Source organism: Amycolatopsis sp. NPDC114484, from assembly GCF_055633755.1.
Genome location: NZ_JBVKDQ010000008.1, coordinates 60,207 through 74,432, shown reverse-complemented (window position 1 = coordinate 74,432; position 14,226 = coordinate 60,207). Strand labels below are relative to the sequence as shown.

The 14,226-nt window shown below is 68.7% G+C and carries 27 protein-coding genes; 26 read left to right on the top strand and 1 reads right to left on the bottom strand.

The window, feature by feature from the left end; genetic code table 11:
• The first annotated feature begins 6 nt into the window (after positions 1-6).
• The 23 genes from ACZ7SW_RS20885 (at position 7) to ACZ7SW_RS20775 (ending at position 10,356) form a co-directional block, all read left to right on the top strand.
• Entirely contained in the window at positions 7-987 is a 981-nt protein-coding gene (locus ACZ7SW_RS20885) for a DNA cytosine methyltransferase (RefSeq protein WP_470232087.1), read from the top strand.
• Entirely contained in the window at positions 984-1,460 is a 477-nt protein-coding gene (locus ACZ7SW_RS20880; RefSeq protein ID WP_470232086.1) for a DUF6011 domain-containing protein, read from the top strand. The genes ACZ7SW_RS20885 and ACZ7SW_RS20880 overlap by 4 nt, the downstream gene beginning before the upstream one ends.
• Positions 1,457-1,834 carry a hypothetical protein gene (locus tag ACZ7SW_RS20875; RefSeq protein ID WP_470232085.1) on the top strand — a complete coding sequence of 126 codons (378 nt, stop codon included), beginning with the start codon at positions 1,457-1,459 and terminating at the stop codon, positions 1,832-1,834. Before ACZ7SW_RS20880 ends, ACZ7SW_RS20875 begins: the two co-directional genes overlap by 4 nt.
• Before the next feature lie 166 nt (positions 1,835-2,000).
• Positions 2,001-2,609, top strand: coding sequence for a hypothetical protein (locus ACZ7SW_RS20870; RefSeq protein ID WP_470232084.1), 609 nt, complete (start codon positions 2,001-2,003; stop codon positions 2,607-2,609).
• Entirely contained in the window at positions 2,606-2,851 is a 246-nt protein-coding gene (locus ACZ7SW_RS20865; RefSeq protein ID WP_470232083.1) for a hypothetical protein, read from the top strand. The genes ACZ7SW_RS20870 and ACZ7SW_RS20865 overlap by 4 nt, the downstream gene beginning before the upstream one ends.
• Entirely contained in the window at positions 2,848-3,027 is a 180-nt protein-coding gene (locus ACZ7SW_RS20860; RefSeq protein ID WP_470232082.1) for a hypothetical protein, read from the top strand. Before ACZ7SW_RS20865 ends, ACZ7SW_RS20860 begins: the two co-directional genes overlap by 4 nt.
• A complete protein-coding gene (locus ACZ7SW_RS20855) occupies positions 3,024-3,233 on the top strand; it encodes a hypothetical protein (protein ID WP_470232081.1) in 210 nt (69 codons plus the stop codon). Before ACZ7SW_RS20860 ends, ACZ7SW_RS20855 begins: the two co-directional genes overlap by 4 nt.
• Positions 3,226-4,212 carry a hypothetical protein gene (locus tag ACZ7SW_RS20850; RefSeq protein WP_470232080.1) on the top strand — a complete coding sequence of 329 codons (987 nt, stop codon included), beginning with the start codon at positions 3,226-3,228 and terminating at the stop codon, positions 4,210-4,212. The genes ACZ7SW_RS20855 and ACZ7SW_RS20850 overlap by 8 nt, the downstream gene beginning before the upstream one ends.
• Entirely contained in the window at positions 4,209-4,598 is a 390-nt protein-coding gene (locus ACZ7SW_RS20845) for a hypothetical protein (protein ID WP_470232079.1), read from the top strand. Before ACZ7SW_RS20850 ends, ACZ7SW_RS20845 begins: the two co-directional genes overlap by 4 nt.
• 48 nt (positions 4,599-4,646) lie before the next feature.
• On the top strand, positions 4,647-4,895 hold the full coding sequence (locus ACZ7SW_RS20840; protein WP_470232078.1) for a hypothetical protein: 249 nt from the start codon (positions 4,647-4,649) through the stop codon (positions 4,893-4,895).
• Positions 4,888-5,244 (top strand): hypothetical protein, encoded by a 357-nt coding sequence (locus tag ACZ7SW_RS20835; protein WP_470232077.1) that lies wholly within the window; start codon positions 4,888-4,890, stop codon positions 5,242-5,244. Before ACZ7SW_RS20840 ends, ACZ7SW_RS20835 begins: the two co-directional genes overlap by 8 nt.
• Positions 5,241-5,999 carry a hypothetical protein gene (locus tag ACZ7SW_RS20830; RefSeq protein ID WP_470232076.1) on the top strand — a complete coding sequence of 253 codons (759 nt, stop codon included), beginning with the start codon at positions 5,241-5,243 and terminating at the stop codon, positions 5,997-5,999. The genes ACZ7SW_RS20835 and ACZ7SW_RS20830 overlap by 4 nt, the downstream gene beginning before the upstream one ends.
• A complete protein-coding gene (locus ACZ7SW_RS20825; RefSeq protein WP_470232075.1) occupies positions 5,992-6,612 on the top strand; it encodes a hypothetical protein in 621 nt (206 codons plus the stop codon). The genes ACZ7SW_RS20830 and ACZ7SW_RS20825 overlap by 8 nt, the downstream gene beginning before the upstream one ends.
• Complete coding sequence (locus ACZ7SW_RS20820) at positions 6,605-7,030, top strand: hypothetical protein (protein WP_470232074.1); 426 nt, start codon at positions 6,605-6,607, stop codon at positions 7,028-7,030. Before ACZ7SW_RS20825 ends, ACZ7SW_RS20820 begins: the two co-directional genes overlap by 8 nt.
• Positions 7,027-7,260 carry a hypothetical protein gene (locus ACZ7SW_RS20815; protein WP_470232073.1) on the top strand — a complete coding sequence of 78 codons (234 nt, stop codon included), beginning with the start codon at positions 7,027-7,029 and terminating at the stop codon, positions 7,258-7,260. Before ACZ7SW_RS20820 ends, ACZ7SW_RS20815 begins: the two co-directional genes overlap by 4 nt.
• A complete protein-coding gene (locus ACZ7SW_RS20810; RefSeq protein ID WP_470232072.1) occupies positions 7,257-7,937 on the top strand; it encodes a hypothetical protein in 681 nt (226 codons plus the stop codon). Before ACZ7SW_RS20815 ends, ACZ7SW_RS20810 begins: the two co-directional genes overlap by 4 nt.
• A complete protein-coding gene (locus ACZ7SW_RS20805) occupies positions 7,934-8,392 on the top strand; it encodes a hypothetical protein (RefSeq protein ID WP_470232071.1) in 459 nt (152 codons plus the stop codon). The genes ACZ7SW_RS20810 and ACZ7SW_RS20805 overlap by 4 nt, the downstream gene beginning before the upstream one ends.
• Positions 8,389-8,781: a hypothetical protein gene (locus ACZ7SW_RS20800; RefSeq protein ID WP_470232070.1), complete on the top strand. Its 393-nt coding sequence runs from the start codon at positions 8,389-8,391 to the stop codon at positions 8,779-8,781. Before ACZ7SW_RS20805 ends, ACZ7SW_RS20800 begins: the two co-directional genes overlap by 4 nt.
• Positions 8,774-8,998 (top strand): hypothetical protein, encoded by a 225-nt coding sequence (locus ACZ7SW_RS20795; protein ID WP_470232069.1) that lies wholly within the window; start codon positions 8,774-8,776, stop codon positions 8,996-8,998. The genes ACZ7SW_RS20800 and ACZ7SW_RS20795 overlap by 8 nt, the downstream gene beginning before the upstream one ends.
• The gene (locus ACZ7SW_RS20790) at positions 8,991-9,584 is read left to right on the top strand and encodes a DUF6221 family protein (RefSeq protein ID WP_470232068.1); all 594 of its coding nucleotides are present in this window, start codon (positions 8,991-8,993) and stop codon (positions 9,582-9,584) included. Before ACZ7SW_RS20795 ends, ACZ7SW_RS20790 begins: the two co-directional genes overlap by 8 nt.
• A gap of 15 nt (positions 9,585-9,599) precedes the next feature.
• Positions 9,600-9,806, top strand: a complete 207-nt coding sequence (locus ACZ7SW_RS20785; protein WP_470232067.1) for a hypothetical protein — start codon at positions 9,600-9,602, stop codon at positions 9,804-9,806.
• A gap of 32 nt (positions 9,807-9,838) precedes the next feature.
• The gene (locus ACZ7SW_RS20780) at positions 9,839-10,135 is read left to right on the top strand and encodes a hypothetical protein (protein WP_470232066.1); all 297 of its coding nucleotides are present in this window, start codon (positions 9,839-9,841) and stop codon (positions 10,133-10,135) included.
• A complete protein-coding gene (locus tag ACZ7SW_RS20775; protein ID WP_470232065.1) occupies positions 10,132-10,356 on the top strand; it encodes a hypothetical protein in 225 nt (74 codons plus the stop codon). Before ACZ7SW_RS20780 ends, ACZ7SW_RS20775 begins: the two co-directional genes overlap by 4 nt.
• A gap of 316 nt (positions 10,357-10,672) precedes the next feature.
• Here ACZ7SW_RS20775 and ACZ7SW_RS20770 read toward each other — a convergent pair whose 3' ends face one another.
• On the bottom strand, positions 10,673-11,020 hold the full coding sequence (locus tag ACZ7SW_RS20770; protein ID WP_470232064.1) for a hypothetical protein: 348 nt from the start codon (positions 11,018-11,020) through the stop codon (positions 10,673-10,675).
• 315 nt (positions 11,021-11,335) lie between these two features.
• Between ACZ7SW_RS20770 and ACZ7SW_RS20765 the strand changes: the two genes are divergently transcribed.
• The 3 genes from ACZ7SW_RS20765 to ACZ7SW_RS20755 all read left to right on the top strand — a co-directional run bounded on the left by ACZ7SW_RS20765 (position 11,336) and on the right by ACZ7SW_RS20755 (position 14,216).
• Entirely contained in the window at positions 11,336-11,542 is a 207-nt protein-coding gene (locus ACZ7SW_RS20765; protein ID WP_470232063.1) for a hypothetical protein, read from the top strand.
• 597 nt (positions 11,543-12,139) lie between these two features.
• A complete protein-coding gene (locus ACZ7SW_RS20760; RefSeq protein ID WP_470232062.1) occupies positions 12,140-12,613 on the top strand; it encodes a phage terminase small subunit in 474 nt (157 codons plus the stop codon).
• Complete coding sequence (locus ACZ7SW_RS20755; RefSeq protein WP_470232061.1) at positions 12,597-14,216, top strand: hypothetical protein; 1,620 nt, start codon at positions 12,597-12,599, stop codon at positions 14,214-14,216. Before ACZ7SW_RS20760 ends, ACZ7SW_RS20755 begins: the two co-directional genes overlap by 17 nt.
• Positions 14,217-14,226: the final 10 nt, after the last annotated feature.

Genomic DNA, 14,226 nt, shown 5'->3' with positions numbered 1-14,226 from the left:
TTGGACATGGCGGCGCGCGAGGTGTTCGGCGCAGACCCGGCGTGGTTCGCCGACGTCGATCCGGCGGCGTCCGCGCTGCTCGCGCACCACTACCCGACGGTGCCGAACCTCGGCGACATCACCGCGGTTGATTGGGACCTGATTGCGCTGCTTGCCCCGGTCGAGTTGCTGACTGGGGGTTGGCCGTGTCAACCGTTCTCAACAGCCGGCAAACGGAAAGGTGCTGACGATGAGCGGGCGCTCTGGCCCGAAGTGGACCGATGCGTTCGCGCACTACGACCCCGATACGTGCTGCTGGAGAACGTCCCAGCTGTCGTTGGAGCTGAGCTCGGGAGAGTCGCCGACACCTTGGCCTCGTGCGGGTATCGCTTCGCGTGGGTCTGCCTACCCGCTGCCGCCGTGGGCGCCCCGCACAAGCGCGAGCGGTTCTTCCTCCTCGCTGTTGCCGACACCGAGGACGAGCGACACGAACGGCCCCGGCGTGCACGGGGACGGCGGGCCGGATCTGCGCACGGCAGTCTCGCTGTTGCCGACGCCGGACGCGACGCACGGCAGGAAAACCACGCGCACAAGCCTGCTGTTGCCGGGGGTGGTGGATCTGCTGCCGACGCCGACGGTGGCCGACTCGCGCGGGACGAGGAACGCGACCTCGGGACGGAAGGAAGGCTCGCAGCATCACGACGGGAAGACGTTGATGGACGTCTTCTGGACTGGGCCGGGTACGGACCAGCCATCCACCGATGGGAGTCCGTCCTTGGACGCCCCGCACCCGCTCCTACCGCTGTGGGTGCCCGCGGCGGACGAGTCCTGAACCCGGCGCTGCCCGAGTGGATGATGGGCCTGCCCGACGGCTGGATCACCGGCGTTCCTGGTCTCACCCGCACGCAGCAGCTCAAGCTCGCAGGCAACGGCGTCGTGAAGCACCAGGCGGTCGCTGCGTACCGCTACCTCCTCGACGTACTCGACGCAGACGCGAGGGCTGCATGACCAAGCACGAGTGCGAGACGTGCCACCGGCCGCTCAAAGACCCGGTCAGCCGGAAGCTCGGGATCGGCCCGAAGTGCTGGCTCAAGAAGTACGGCGCCAGCAACCCGAACCGCGCCCCGCACGCCGCCCGCGTGCCCGTCGACCACCACCCGGTCGACCCCAACCAGATCCCGCTACCCCTGGAGGTTCCCGCCGTGGACGCCGAAACCCGCAAGGCCGCGATCGACGCAATGGCGCGCCGCCAGCTCGCCGAGGACATCCGGGACGTCGAGGGCCGCACGACTATCGCCTACAGCGGGATCTCCGACGAGGACACGGAAGCGATCGCCGCCCGTGTTCTCGCGATCGTCGAGTCGATCCGGCCGAGCGACGAGCAGTACGCAGCCGCCCGCGACCACCTCGCCGGTGCGGTGTCCGCAAAAGATGACGGCCACCCTGCCGCCAACACCGTCCAGGAAGGACAGAACCAGTGAGCGACAACCGTTTGTGGCATGGCGGCGTGCCCGGCTTGAAGGTCGGCGACCTGTTGCGCCCGGCGAGCGAGACGGACACCGAGCACAGCATCACCCGGCGCGCCGCCGGTCTCGGTGCGGCCGAAGGCCATGTGCGGCAGGACCGTGTGCACCTCACCAGCGACCGGGCGGCAGCCCGCGCCTACGCCGCCGCCTACCCGAACGGCGCGCTGTACGTCGCGGAGCCGGTCGGCGACACCGAGCCCGACCCCGACGCGCCGGGCATCTCGCTCCGCTGCCCATACGCGCGCGTCACCGCCGTCTACGACCCGTGCGTGCTGTGGGCCGAACGCGGCGCGCGCTGGCTGCGTCCGCTGCTCAACCCGAACGCCTGATCCCGCGGGCCCGGTCGTTCCCGATACGGCCGGGTCCGTGCACCACCCGAAAGGAACCACCCTCATGCCGGACTTCCGCGTCTCGGACACCGCGTCCGAGCACCCGAAGATGCGCGCAGCTGGGCTCGCTGCGGTCGGGCTGTGGACGGAAGCGGGTTCGTGGTGCATGAACCCGGCCCATCTGACCGACGGCTGGGTGCCGCTGCACTACGTCCAGAGTTGGAGTAGCGGCAAAAAACTCGCGAAAAAACTCGTCGAAGTCGGCCTCTGGTCCGAAGAGCAGCGCGACGGTACTCCGGGCTTCCGCTTCCACGATTGGGACGGCTACCAGAGGTCTCGTTCGTCCATTGAGGACGAGAAACGCAAGGCCAAGGACCGTATGGCCCGTGTCCGTGCGGGAAATGTTCGCCCGAACAACGAGCGAACGTTCGCCCGAACCGAGCCCGAACGTTCGGCGAACGTTCACGACTCCCTCACCCTCACCCTTACCCACACCCCTTCGGGGGACTTGGGAGGGGAGGTCGCCAAAGCATCGCGCGCGTCCGCGAAACGCCCCCTCGACCGATGCTCGGAGCACGCAACTGAGGAACGCCCGCCGCCGTGCGGCCGCTGCGCGGACGCCCGCCGTGCTCGCACCGAATGGGACCGCGAGCACGCCGCCCGGATCCGCGCCTGTCGGCTGTGCGACGGCGAAGGCCAACGCTGGGACCCCGTCGGGAAACATCGCGGCACGATCGGCCCCTGCGACCACCGGCCGATGGTGGTGGCGTCGTGAACCGGATCCGCATTCGCCGCAGTCCCGGCAACCCGCACGGCCTCCGCTGGGGCCGCGCCGACGGCTGGGCCTGGCACTGCCCGGTCTGCGACACCGGAGGCCGCGCCTCGTGGTGGTCGAACCGCGGGCGCGGCAGCGCTTTCGTCTCGCCGTTCGTCCGCGTCATCGCCGCCGTCGACCGGCACCTGCGCGACCACCACACCATCGACCACGCCCGCTACATCGCAAGGAGGGCAGCATGATCCCCGAACCCGGTGTGATCCTCACGCCAGCGGAGTCCGAGCGGTGGAAGCTCACCAAGCTCGCCGCCTCGCTGGTCCGCGACCACGGCGTCTCGCCCGACCTCGTGATGCAGGACTGCCGCGAGGGCACCGAGCACGCACGCCGGTGGGTCGCCGATCGGGGGCGGCCTTCGTGAGCAACCTCGACCGCTTCGGCGAACCGATCGAGCCCGACGAGCACCAGTGCGACAACGGATTCATCGACCGGGACGCCGACCCGCCGCTGCACCCGTGCCTGATCTGCCGACCCCGGCTCGCGGGAGACAACCTCCGCCGCGCCCTGCTCGACGCCGACCAGCTCCGCCAGGAGCCCCGAAACCCCACAGGAGACCCGGATGCCTGACCAGACCGAGAACGCCAGCGAGCGGCCCAGTCAGCTCGCAAAAACCAGCACCCTGCACGAGGCGATCGCCATCGGGATCGACCGGGGGCTACGCGACCTCGACGCGGATGTTCACGGCTGCACGCCCTCGATGCTGACCGGGCACGTGATCAAGCAGTTGCGAGAAGCCGGGCTGCGCCCCGCCAGCGAGCGGCCGAATGCGGGCCAGGAAACGGCAGCTGATTCGCTCGCGGCGTCGGAAGCGTGGCTCAACCGCGAAATACGGCGGCAGTGCGACCAGGTCCAGCTTCACCTCGGTCCGCTCTACAACGACGACCACCACTCGTGGTCGGTCGAAAAGCTCGCGGAGAAAGCCGCTGCGGACATCGCGTCCGGCGCGAAGCGGGACAGCCCGGTCGACGCCGCGACCATGGGCGCGATGGCCCGCATCCTCCTGTGGGGCAGCGAGGAACGCGCCCGCGCTGATGCCGCCGAACGCGATGCCCGCCTCCTCGACGAAGCACTCGAATCCGCCAACGAGAGGCTCACGCACGTCGAACAGCGCGCTTCGTCGTGGTGGAAAGTGGCGAAGACGCTGCGTCGGGACCTGAGCAACGCGCAGAAGCAGATCGCGACCTTGGCGGACCTCGTTGACGAGGCCGCTCGACGGGACGCCGACCCTGCCTACGCCGTCCACGACCGCGGCTACAACGCCGGATACACCGACGGCTACGCGAATGCGAGTACCCGCGCTGAGGCCGCTGAGGCGTTGGCGCAGGAGCGGCTTGTGGCGATAGCCGGGAAGGACGGCTACGCCGAGCGTGCCGCCGACCGGGCGAAGCTCGACGAGATCCGCGCCGCGGTCGCGAAGTTCGAGGCGACTGACATCGCGTGGCCGTTGATGCAGGAAGTGCCAGCCGTGTCGGACCTCGTCGGTGGTCTCGGGGATGCCCTGGGCGTCGAGCGCACCACCACGGAGCACGAGGAGGCAGGCCAGTGAGCGCCAGGAAACGAGCCTCAACCGATGTTCACTTCTACATCGAGGGCGGCTTCCTCATCCGCGGCGAGACGGACCCTGTCCGTGCGCTCGGCCTCGCCGTAGAGCACGCCGTCGCAGAGGGCTGCGACTACCAGATGACCACTCTCATTGAGGAAGCCGGACGTCCATCTTCCGCCTGCGGCGAGGAGGAGCCGACTGCGGAAGCTGTCAGAGACCTCGGTGACGCCATGCATGCGATTGCTCGGTCGGCGCGTCCCGGCAAATTCCGCATCGTCCCGGTCAGCCCGAACACGTGGGAAGCCGGCGAGGGCTACAGCTGGATGGTCCACCGGCAGAAGCCGGACGCGACAGGCCGGGGGATCTTCGCGGGGGTGGAGTTCCAGTGACAGAACACTTGCGCTTCCTCGCCCGCCGTGTCCGTGAGGGGAGCCCCGATGGCGAGTGAAGTGCAGCCGTCCGTCGAGAGCACCTGGCGGCCGATTGGCGACGAGGCGGAACCGGAGGTCATCACGGAGGTGTTCAACACCCTCGACGCGGCCAGGCGCAGTGCGCTCAGTTTGTCCTGCTGCGCTGGGACGCTCCGGCTCCGGGTCACCGACGAGCACGGAGCCCTCCGCTACTCGTGGGACCGCGAAGACAACCTGTTCCGCACCGTCCCCGAGGGGAGCCCCGACGATGAGTGACCAGACACCACGCGTGCCCGAAGAGCCAAAATGGTCGGTCGCTTCCGCGATCTTCGAGATGTGGCGGATGCTCGGGCCGCACGCTAATCCGCAGTCGGCCAGCGGTGTCCTCGCCGACGCAGCGATCGACGCGATGAAGGCGATGGGGTGGCAGCCCGCCGACGCCGTGAAGCTCGGGGACGTCGAGGCACTGAAGGCGCAACTGGACGAGATCGTCGGCGTCTGGTGCGCGCTGAGCGAGCACGAACGGGACGAAGTTGACGACCACGCACCGGATCTCCACCGGGCGATGGAACGGGCCACTTCGAATGCAAACCGCCGCGCCATCGTTGAGGGAGAGACCCGATGAGCGACCAAACCCTGCTCGGCTGGACCGTGCCGAGCCACATCGAGATCGCCGCCAGCCTCGATGCAGTCAAGATCACGTGCAACCACCCAGCATCGACCATCGGCCCTGTAAGCGAAACCATCCCAATCGATGCTGAACGCGAGGTTGAGCACTTCCTCCGCGCCCACGCTCACGGTCAGGTGGTGGAACACCGCGAGGACACCGACTATCGCGACCGAGTAGCGGAAGACTTCGGGGCGAACGCCGACCCGGAGAACCCGCCCAAGATCGGTCAGGCGGCGGACCACCAGCCGGCGTCGGACAGCGAGGACGGCGACCTCGCGCAGCAGATCGAGTGGCTGCTAATCGAATTCGAGGGCACCAAGCCGAAGAACCTCGCAGCCGACGAGATCATGAACCGGATCGTCGGGCCCGCGCTTGATGCCGCGCGCGCCGAGCGGGACCTGGCGCTGTGGCTGCACGCCGAAGCCATGTGGTGGCTGGGCGAGTACTTCGGCCGCAACATCGAACTGCGCCGCCAACGGTCAGCCGAAGATCACCCAACGGCGTGGGCGTACGAGCAAGCATGCCGAGTCCTGCGCGAGCGGACCGCCGAGCGGGACCAGCTGCAGGCCCGCATCGATAAGGCGCTCGCACGGCACGCCAACGACGGAGGCAGCTGCCGAGCGTGCGGTGTCGACGCGTACGAAGCACCGATCGCGTGGCCGTGCGAAACCGCCCGCATCCTCCGCGGCGAGGAGGACAGCCGTGGCTGATCCGTACCGGGTGGGTGCAACCGTCGCGGGCGATTGGATGGCTGGCCTTCTGCCGCCCGAGGGGACCGCTTCGGCGGACGGCGTGTTTGCCCGGCTGGCCGAGGCGTGCGCGACGGCACCGATGAACGCGGCTGTCCTGCTCGGCAGCGACAGCGAGGCCCGCAGTGTGGTGCTGTACCGACACCCGAGCCTCACCTACGGCACGCCGAGCGTGCGCGACTGCGGCCAGCTTGTCGCCCGTTTGCGTCGCCGCGGCTGGGGCAGAAGCCTGTGCGTCGGCGCGACCACCCGCGCGACGGTCGCCGTCGGGCTGCGGGAGGGATACGACCCGGACGGGATCGTCCACGAACCGGCCTGCTTGGAACGAATGCTCCGCGTGCTGCGGGCCCGCGACACCGCTGTGCACGCGGTGACGCTGATGTCCGCGCGGCAACTCCCGGACGGCACCGTGCGGACCCACTGCGAACCGGGCGCGTTACTGACAACCACTGCCGTGAACGACCTGGTCGCGATCCGCCGGGCGTCCGGCGAGCTGCGCCAGCACCAGATCGTCGTCCTCGACCACCGCCAGCACGCCACCTACACCCTGCGCCAGGAGGACAGCCGTGGCTAAGCAACCCCTCTGCAGCAACCGCGACGACGGCGAATGCGGCAGCTTCGCGCTCAACGGCACGACGAACTGCCTCGTGCACACCGACGCCGCCGGTCTCCACGACCTGACGATCGACATCGGCTACCGGCCCGGCGGGATCGGCGGCGTCAACGGCGGAACACCCGTCCCCGACAGCGAGCCGGAGGATCCGGAATCGCAGACCGTCCTGGTCCGCAACTTCGCGGGAGAGACCAGGGAACTTCGCGTGGTGCGGCTTGGCGAGGACGAGGACGGGGCGTCCGTCTGGCACGTTTCCCTGCCAGATGAGCCCGCTCCGGCCGTCGTTTCCACTCCATCTGGGGCCAGCTGGACCGCGCCGCCGCCTCCGGTCCGCCGCTGCGGTTGGCTTGCCGCCGCTTTTGACTGGGTGCTCCGGTGAAGCCGAAGCCTCGCGTCTACAAGGGACCGGATGGGTGGATGGTCGACCGGCCCGCCTACGGCTTCACCGGGCCCTCGACGTCCGGCCCGCACAAGACGCAGACGGCAGCACTGCGGACGCTGGCCGGTCCCGGCTACGCGGGCGGCCAGGTCGAGCGCACCGACACCCCCAGCGGCACGCTGCGCAGCCAGCAGTACCCGATCGCCCCATGGCCCGTGGAGGTTCTGTGACGACCGAACCGATCGCTGTCGGCAAGTGCCGGGTGTGCCGTCGAGCGGACACGAGCAGCGTGCTGTACTCGTGCAACGACTGCGTCACCCGTCTCGTCGAGTTGGTGCGCGGCATCGTCCACTACGCCACCGTCGTCCTCCCGGACTCGGTGGAGCCGGTCCGCGGCCAGACGGGCCGGATGTCGCCGGGCTACGGCTCGACCTCCCCGGCGCGGGACGACGTGATCGCCGCCCTTGACCCGCGTTCCCTGCCGGGCGATGTCGACGAGCACGGCGACGCGGTCATGCGCCGCCCGGACGACACCGCGAACTGGGTGCGGTCGATTCCGCGGAGCTTGTCGAGCCTCGCCGACTCGATCGCGGGAGAGCGCGACGAGTCCCGGCCCGGCGGGACGATCGAGGCGGACGCCGGCTACATCCGCCGGAACCTGTGGTGGGTCGGCGGGCAGCCGTGGGTGGACGATGTCGCCGCCGATCTCGTCGAACTGCACCACATGGCCCGCACCCTCGCCCGCGACGCACCCCAGCAGGCTCTCGGCACCTGCCTCACCGTCACCTGCGACGGCCGCGTGTATTGGGGCGGCATCGGCAAACCCGCCCAATGCGAAGCATGCAAACGCACCTACGACGGGCTGGACCTTGTCCGTCTCGAAGCAGCACAAGGAGTCTCAGCATGAACGACTATCCGAACTGGGTGCGCGACGGCCAGCGGGTCGAGGCCCGCTACGGCGGCAGCCTCGGCGTGCACGCCATCGGCTACGTCTACGCCTACACCGACCGGCCCACCGTCCACATCGTCCAGTCGGACGGCCGCGAGCTGAGCTGGATCGCGGACATGTGCGTCCCGGTCGAGGGCAGCTCGAACGAGGCACGCAACGCCGCGCTCAACGCAAGGGATGCTTCTGCCGTGACCGACGACCCAATGAACAACCCGGCCGTGCGCGCGCTCGCGCCGTTCCAGACCGCAGTGGAACGGCTGTGGATCAACGCCGACGGCGACCTCTTGGCGCGGGTGAAGAACGGCGACCGCAGCAACGTGCTGTGCCTGCGGACAGCAGGTGGCTACGTTGATGCAGCAGACTCGGTCGACATCGGCACACCCGACGAATGGCGAGAGGTACAGCTGCCATGACCGACTACCGGATAGACCACAAAGACGACGGCTTCATCGAAGTCTCGACCACTGTCCCGCTGGCGACGATGCAGGCGTTCTTCCGGGCGCACGGCATCGACCCCGACAACATCCCGTGCCCGACCACGGCGGTCGTCGCAGACGGACAACTCACGGTCCAAACCTTCGTCCGGGACGCAGCCGGTCGGCACTTCTTCGACGGGGACGACGTGCTCCGGGAAACCAATACGGTCACGCTGCAAGCACCGTGGCCGCCGCAAGGGCAAGAGTGCGCGGATCGCGGTCATCGTTGGCACCGGATCACGCCCGGGACGCCGAGCCTGCCTGAGGTCTTCCGCTGTGTTCGTTGTGCCGAGCAGGAAGTGCGGGAGGATAGCAACCATGCCTAAGCGCACCCCGATGACCCGCGTCCGGCTCGACGGCGTCGCGGAGCACCTCGAGAAGCTGGCCGCGCAGCTCCGCGCCGCCGATCCGGAGCAGGTCTACAGCATCGACGTGAACCTCGATGTGACGTTCGAGAACGACCGTCTCGCGCCGGGAAGTCGTGTGAGGGCCGAGGAAAGCACCGTCCGAGTCGAGTGGATGCCGGGAGCGCAGTGTGGATGACCTGACCGCGTTCCTCCTCGCACGCGTCGCCGACGAGCGAGCCGAGATCGAACCGCACCTGGAGAACCCGTACGCCGGATTGAGCGACGACGAACTGCACCAGCGGAACGCGCACCCGGCCTACGAGTACGAGACCCTGGTGGGCCAGCGGAAAGCCTGGCGCGAGACCGACGACCCGCCGGAAGGCGAGGGCTGGGAGCTGAACAAGACTGCCGCCGATCCGGACGCGTTCGAGCGGTTCGACTACACCGAGGAACGCTACTGGCGACGCCTGCGCCCGGACGGCACCCGCGCGACGTGGCAGCCCGCACCGATGTGGATGCGACGCACTATCGAGCTTGCCGCCAAACGGGAGTTGGTCAGCAGCTACCGGTTCGTGCTCGGGAGCGGCGACCAGCTCGGCGCGGTGTTTCGGCGGCGCGGGATGGAGGCGGCGTACGTCCGGGCGATCGAACTCGCGGCAGTCTGCTACGCCGACCATCCCGACTACCGCGAGGAATGGCGCCCATGGGATCGCATCCGGCCGCCCCGCGAACTGCGCGGCCGGGAATGGTCAGCATCGCTTCGCACCCGAGGCAAGGAGTGAATCCGGGACCAGGCCATGCGCGACCACGTCACGGTCGGCACGATGCAGGTCGCCGAGTCGCTGCGCGCGATGCAGGAAGCGGCCGACCGGCTGCTCGCAGACCTCGGTCAATCCCACATGATCGACTCGACCAGCTCAGGACCGACGGTCCGTGCCATCTGCGGGAAACCGCCGTTCCGAAGCTGCCCGGGTCCGCCACGCGGCGACGATGGCGGTCGTTGACGGCCGCTGCCACGCTACTTACAGTCGAACGCATGAGCGACTGGCGGAGTGATGACGGACCGGAATGGCTGTGGCGGATCAGCCCCCGCGACGACCTCCTCGTCAAGCGCCTCAGCGCAGCCACCACCGTCTCCGACTTCGCCACCACCGTTGCCCAACGCGACTGGTGGCTCAAGCAGCTCGCCGGATACGGCGCCAAGTCCGGCGACCACGTCGCCGAACGCGTACCGGGTCCGCTCCGCCGAGCCATCGCCGACGACCGGGCCCGCCGCCGACAGCTGGTCGATGCTGAACGGCAGCGACGCCTAGCCGAACAGGTCCGGTCGTGACCGGCCGGGCCCGCGCCGCCGACGTCGTCCTCCTCCTCTGCCAGGAAGCGGACCGTACCGGCGACGACCGCTACCGCATCACTCCTGCGACGCTCCGCCAGTGGGTGCGCCGCGGCCACATCACCCGAGGTGACGGCGGCTACAACCTCCGGGAGATCCTCGCCTACCTCGACCGAAGGCAAGCCTCATGCGCCGACTTCGCGCGGTCCTCGACTGGCTGATCTCCGAAGTGGGCTGTTGGCGCGGCGGCCACGACTTGGTTCACTGTGATCCAGCGGGCTCCAGGCGGCTCGACGGTCCTCGTCGTCGCGATGCCTTGCGATCACTGCGGTGTGCCCTACCCCGCGCCCGGTCGAGACGCAGGCGAGCGACACCACACCACGAGCTAGCGTCCGGACGTCTGGATGAATGTGAGGATCGCGGCATGAGCGACGACGAACCCGCCAAGACATGCGCGAAGTGCGGTAAACAGCCGCCCGGTAACGGTGGCATCCTGTGTTCGGACTGCAAGATCAAGATCGAATCGCGGCATACCTCCTAGCTTCCGAAGGCTTTCCAAGCCCCCTGCTCCCTGGCTATACGGATCGCGGAGACGATCTCCATAAGGTCGGGGGTCAGCAGGTCGGTGACGCCGTCCTCCGCGAGTCCGGCGGGGAGCGGGGCGATGCAGTCGCGGATGACCATCAACAGTTCGGCGATCCAGGCACCGCGATCGACCGGCACCACTCCAGCCTGCACCATCTCGTCGACGCTGGCGGCAAGGAGCACGATTGCATCGAGAACGTCGGTCTCGTTCCCAACATCTCTGGGTGCGTCCGCGCGTGGGTGTCGTTCGGGGGTAAGCGAGTTGGCTAATAAGCGTTGCATCATGCCGTAAAGGCGCATTCCGAGGTCAGCTCTTGCATCAGTCATGCAGAGGAGTCGCAAGGTCTCCCTGGCCCGTTACGCGCGACACGGGGCACAGTGGACACCCCGGTGATTGCCCAAGGTCAACTGCTGTGTCACGCTTACCTCGGGCGTGAGCTATGCCCACCGCCCCGCGAACATCACGGCCCCGCCAGGAAGACACCGGCGGGGCCGTTCTCGTATCCCCGGCACGCTGTCGGACTGAGCCCGGCAGAGCCCTCGGCCCAGGCCCGTCCACGGGCGGGACGCGGAGGGCAACCCTCGCCGCTCACCACACACCACGGAGCATCAACCATGACCGACAACGAAACCCCGCCGATCCGCGTCTTCACCGTCACCTACCTGCTCGGCGACGACTGGACCGACACCGAGGTGCACGCCGCCTACTACCGCGAGCCCACGATGACGGACGGCCTCGTCGAGTTCAAGGACGGCCAGCACCGCTCCGTGTTCGCCGTGCCCGCCAGCCGACTGGTCTCGATCGCCAGTCCCGCAGTCTGAATCGAGTACCCCAGCAGAACGGCGGCACCTGATGCCACGGGCTATGAAGGTGTGCTCCGTACCCCAGTGTCCTGAGCTGGTACCGCCGGGCACCGGCCGCTGCACCGAGCACCAGCGTGCAGCAGAGCAGCGTCGAGGCAGCGCACGCGACCGCGGCTACGGCCGGGCACACGAGACCCGGTTCCGCCCCGGCGTGCTGACTGCTCACCCGATCTGCCAGCTGTGCGGTACAGCGTGGTCGAAGCACGCAGACCATTGGCCAGTGGACAGGCGCACGTTGGTGCTGCGAGGCGAGGACCCGAACGACCCCAGGCATGGACGCGGACTGTGCGCTCGATGCCATTCGATCGAGACGGCTCGTGAGCAGCCTGGAGGCTGGGCAGCACGAACCTGATCATGGTTGGTTGTCAACGGATGATCATGGTCGAGCGGAAAGTCGATCACCAACGGTCGACACCCCTGGGGGGTAACCCCCGAAGTGGATCTTACTTGGACCGCTGGGGAGGCATCTGGGAAGTCCGCCAGGTTCAAAAGGCTCCCGCGCGATGCGGGCGTCGGCTCGTCGATGCTGCGCGATGCGGCTGAGGAGTGATCAACATGCCAAGTGGTGGAGCCCGTAGTCGTTCCGGCCCGGCGCCGGAACCGAACGCGCTGAACCGTGACCGTCCGTCGGACAAGGCGGGCTGGACGATGTTGCCCGCGGAAGGCCGGAAGACTCCGGCGCCGGAGTGGCCGCTCGTCGACCAGAACGGACGTGAGGTCGAGGTCTGGGAGAGCTTCTGGAAGAAGCCCCAGGCGCTGCTGTGGGAACGGGACGGTCTGTTCGAGTACGTCGCGTTGTTCGTGCGGCAGCTCGTCGAGGCCGAGCAGGAGCGCGCGAGTGCGGAGAACCGCAAGACGGTCCGGATGATGTTCGCGGATCTGTACCTGACGCCGGACTCGATGGCGCGGGCCCGGATCCGGATCGCGACCGACGATGCTGCGGAGCCGAAGAAGCCGGCGGCGAAGGCGGCGCCGCGGAAGACGGCGCGCGGTCGGCTGACGGTCGTGCCCGATGGCAGCGGGGCCTGACCCGTTCGTCGTCAACTTCCCGACGCTGTGGGTGGTCCCGGACTGGATCGAGGCGCATTGCCCGATCCCGGACGGTTTCCGGCAGGGCGCTCCGATGGATCTGTACCGCTGGCAGCTGTGGTGCACGGTCAACCACTACCGGGTGCGGCCGGAGGCCGAACTGGGCCAGAAGTCGACGGCGTTTCACAACCGGCGCTCGCAGGTGGTGGCTCCGCAGAAGACCGGGAAGGGCCCGTGGTCGGCGACGATCGTGAGCGCCGAAGCCTCGGGGCCGGTGGTGTTCGCGGGGTGGGCGGGGAAAGACGACGGCTACGCGTGTGCGGACTACGGGTGCGGCTGCGGGTGGGAGTACCCGTACGAGCCGGGCGAGCCGATGGGGATGCCGTGGCCGACGCCGCTGATTCAGCTACTGGCCACGTCCGAGGATCAGGTCGACAACGTGTACCGGCCGCTGCAGGCGATGATCCGGCTGGGTCCGCTCGGCGACCTGATGCGGGTCGGCGAGGCATTCGTGCGAGTCGGGTCGACCGGCCGGATCGACGCAGTCACCTCGAGCGCGCAGAGCCGCCTGGGCAACCCGATCACGTTCGCGCTGCAGGACGAGAGCGGCCTGTACACGGCGACGAACAAGATGATCCGCACCGCGGAGACGCAGCGGCGCGGTCTGGCCGGCATGAGCGGCCGGTCGATGGAGACGACGAACCCGCCGGATCCGTCCGAGGACTCGACGGCGAAGCGGACTCTCGACTCGAAGCGGCCGGACATCTTCAAGTACTTCCCGCAGGCACCGGCGACGCTGTCGTACAAGAACAAGGCGGAACGGCGGAAGATCCACCGCATCGTCTACGCGGGCTCGGATCACGTCGACCTCGACGCGATCGAGGCCGAGGCTGCGGAGCTGATGGAGAAGGACCCGGCACAGGCGGAACGGTTCTTCGGAAACCGGATGGTGTCCGGGTCGGACACGTGGCTGGACTCGGCGAAGTGGGCCAAACGCGCGGTGCCGCGCGAGGTCGAGGCCGGGGCGCGGATCGTGCTCGGGTTCGACGGGTCCGATGTGGACGACTGGACCGCGATCCGCGCGGAGATCCCGGAGACCGGCTACCAGTTCACGCCGAGCTACGGGCCGAACGGTCGGCCGACGATCTGGAACCCGGCCGACCACGGCGGGCAGGTGCCGCGGCTCGAGGTGAAGGCCGCGATGGCGGAGCTGTTCGACCGGTTCGACGTGGTCCGGTTGTACGCGGATCCGCCGTACTGGGACACCGAAGTCGACGAATGGGCCGAGGAGTTCGGGGAGAAGCGGGTCATCCGCTGGTACACGCGCCGGCCGGTCCAGATGCACGACGCCTGCGAGCGGTTGAAGGGCGACGTGTCCAAGGCGGACAGCGCGTTCGCGCACGACGGGTGCGCCACGACAGCCGAGCACGTGGGAAACACGCGGGCGGCCGCGCGGCCGGCGAACCGTTACGTGCTGGTGAAAGCCAGTGCCACTCAGAAGATCGACGCGTGTGTCACCTCGGTGCTCGCGCACGAGGCCGCCGGCGACGTGATCGCCGCGGGTCTCGCTCGACGGAAGCGGCGAAAGATCGTCGCGATGTGAAGGAGGTGGC

Excerpts from the sequence above, each read along its gene's own strand:
- ACZ7SW_RS20885 (WP_470232087.1), top strand. The coding sequence starts at position 7 with ATGGCGGCGCGCGAGGTGTTCGGCGCAGACCCGGCGTGGTTCGCCGAC.
- ACZ7SW_RS20880 (WP_470232086.1), top strand. The coding sequence starts at position 984 with ATGACCAAGCACGAGTGCGAGACGTGCCACCGGCCGCTCAAAGACCCG.
- ACZ7SW_RS20870 (WP_470232084.1), top strand. The coding sequence starts at position 2,001 with ATGAACCCGGCCCATCTGACCGACGGCTGGGTGCCGCTGCACTACGTC.
- ACZ7SW_RS20860 (WP_470232082.1), top strand. The coding sequence starts at position 2,848 with ATGATCCCCGAACCCGGTGTGATCCTCACGCCAGCGGAGTCCGAGCGG.
- ACZ7SW_RS20850 (WP_470232080.1), top strand. The coding sequence starts at position 3,226 with ATGCCTGACCAGACCGAGAACGCCAGCGAGCGGCCCAGTCAGCTCGCA.
- ACZ7SW_RS20840 (WP_470232078.1), top strand. The coding sequence starts at position 4,647 with ATGGCGAGTGAAGTGCAGCCGTCCGTCGAGAGCACCTGGCGGCCGATT.
- ACZ7SW_RS20835 (WP_470232077.1), top strand. The coding sequence starts at position 4,888 with ATGAGTGACCAGACACCACGCGTGCCCGAAGAGCCAAAATGGTCGGTC.
- ACZ7SW_RS20830 (WP_470232076.1), top strand. The coding sequence starts at position 5,241 with ATGAGCGACCAAACCCTGCTCGGCTGGACCGTGCCGAGCCACATCGAG.
- ACZ7SW_RS20805 (WP_470232071.1), top strand. The coding sequence starts at position 7,934 with ATGAACGACTATCCGAACTGGGTGCGCGACGGCCAGCGGGTCGAGGCC.
- ACZ7SW_RS20800 (WP_470232070.1), top strand. The coding sequence starts at position 8,389 with ATGACCGACTACCGGATAGACCACAAAGACGACGGCTTCATCGAAGTC.
- ACZ7SW_RS20795 (WP_470232069.1), top strand. The coding sequence starts at position 8,774 with ATGCCTAAGCGCACCCCGATGACCCGCGTCCGGCTCGACGGCGTCGCG.
- ACZ7SW_RS20785 (WP_470232067.1), top strand. The coding sequence starts at position 9,600 with ATGCGCGACCACGTCACGGTCGGCACGATGCAGGTCGCCGAGTCGCTG.
- ACZ7SW_RS20780 (WP_470232066.1), top strand. The coding sequence starts at position 9,839 with ATGAGCGACTGGCGGAGTGATGACGGACCGGAATGGCTGTGGCGGATC.
- ACZ7SW_RS20770 (WP_470232064.1), bottom strand. The coding sequence starts at position 11,020 with ATGCGCCTTTACGGCATGATGCAACGCTTATTAGCCAACTCGCTTACC.
- ACZ7SW_RS20765 (WP_470232063.1), top strand. The coding sequence starts at position 11,336 with ATGACCGACAACGAAACCCCGCCGATCCGCGTCTTCACCGTCACCTAC.
- ACZ7SW_RS20760 (WP_470232062.1), top strand. The coding sequence starts at position 12,140 with ATGCCAAGTGGTGGAGCCCGTAGTCGTTCCGGCCCGGCGCCGGAACCG.
- ACZ7SW_RS20755 (WP_470232061.1), top strand. The coding sequence starts at position 12,597 with ATGGCAGCGGGGCCTGACCCGTTCGTCGTCAACTTCCCGACGCTGTGG.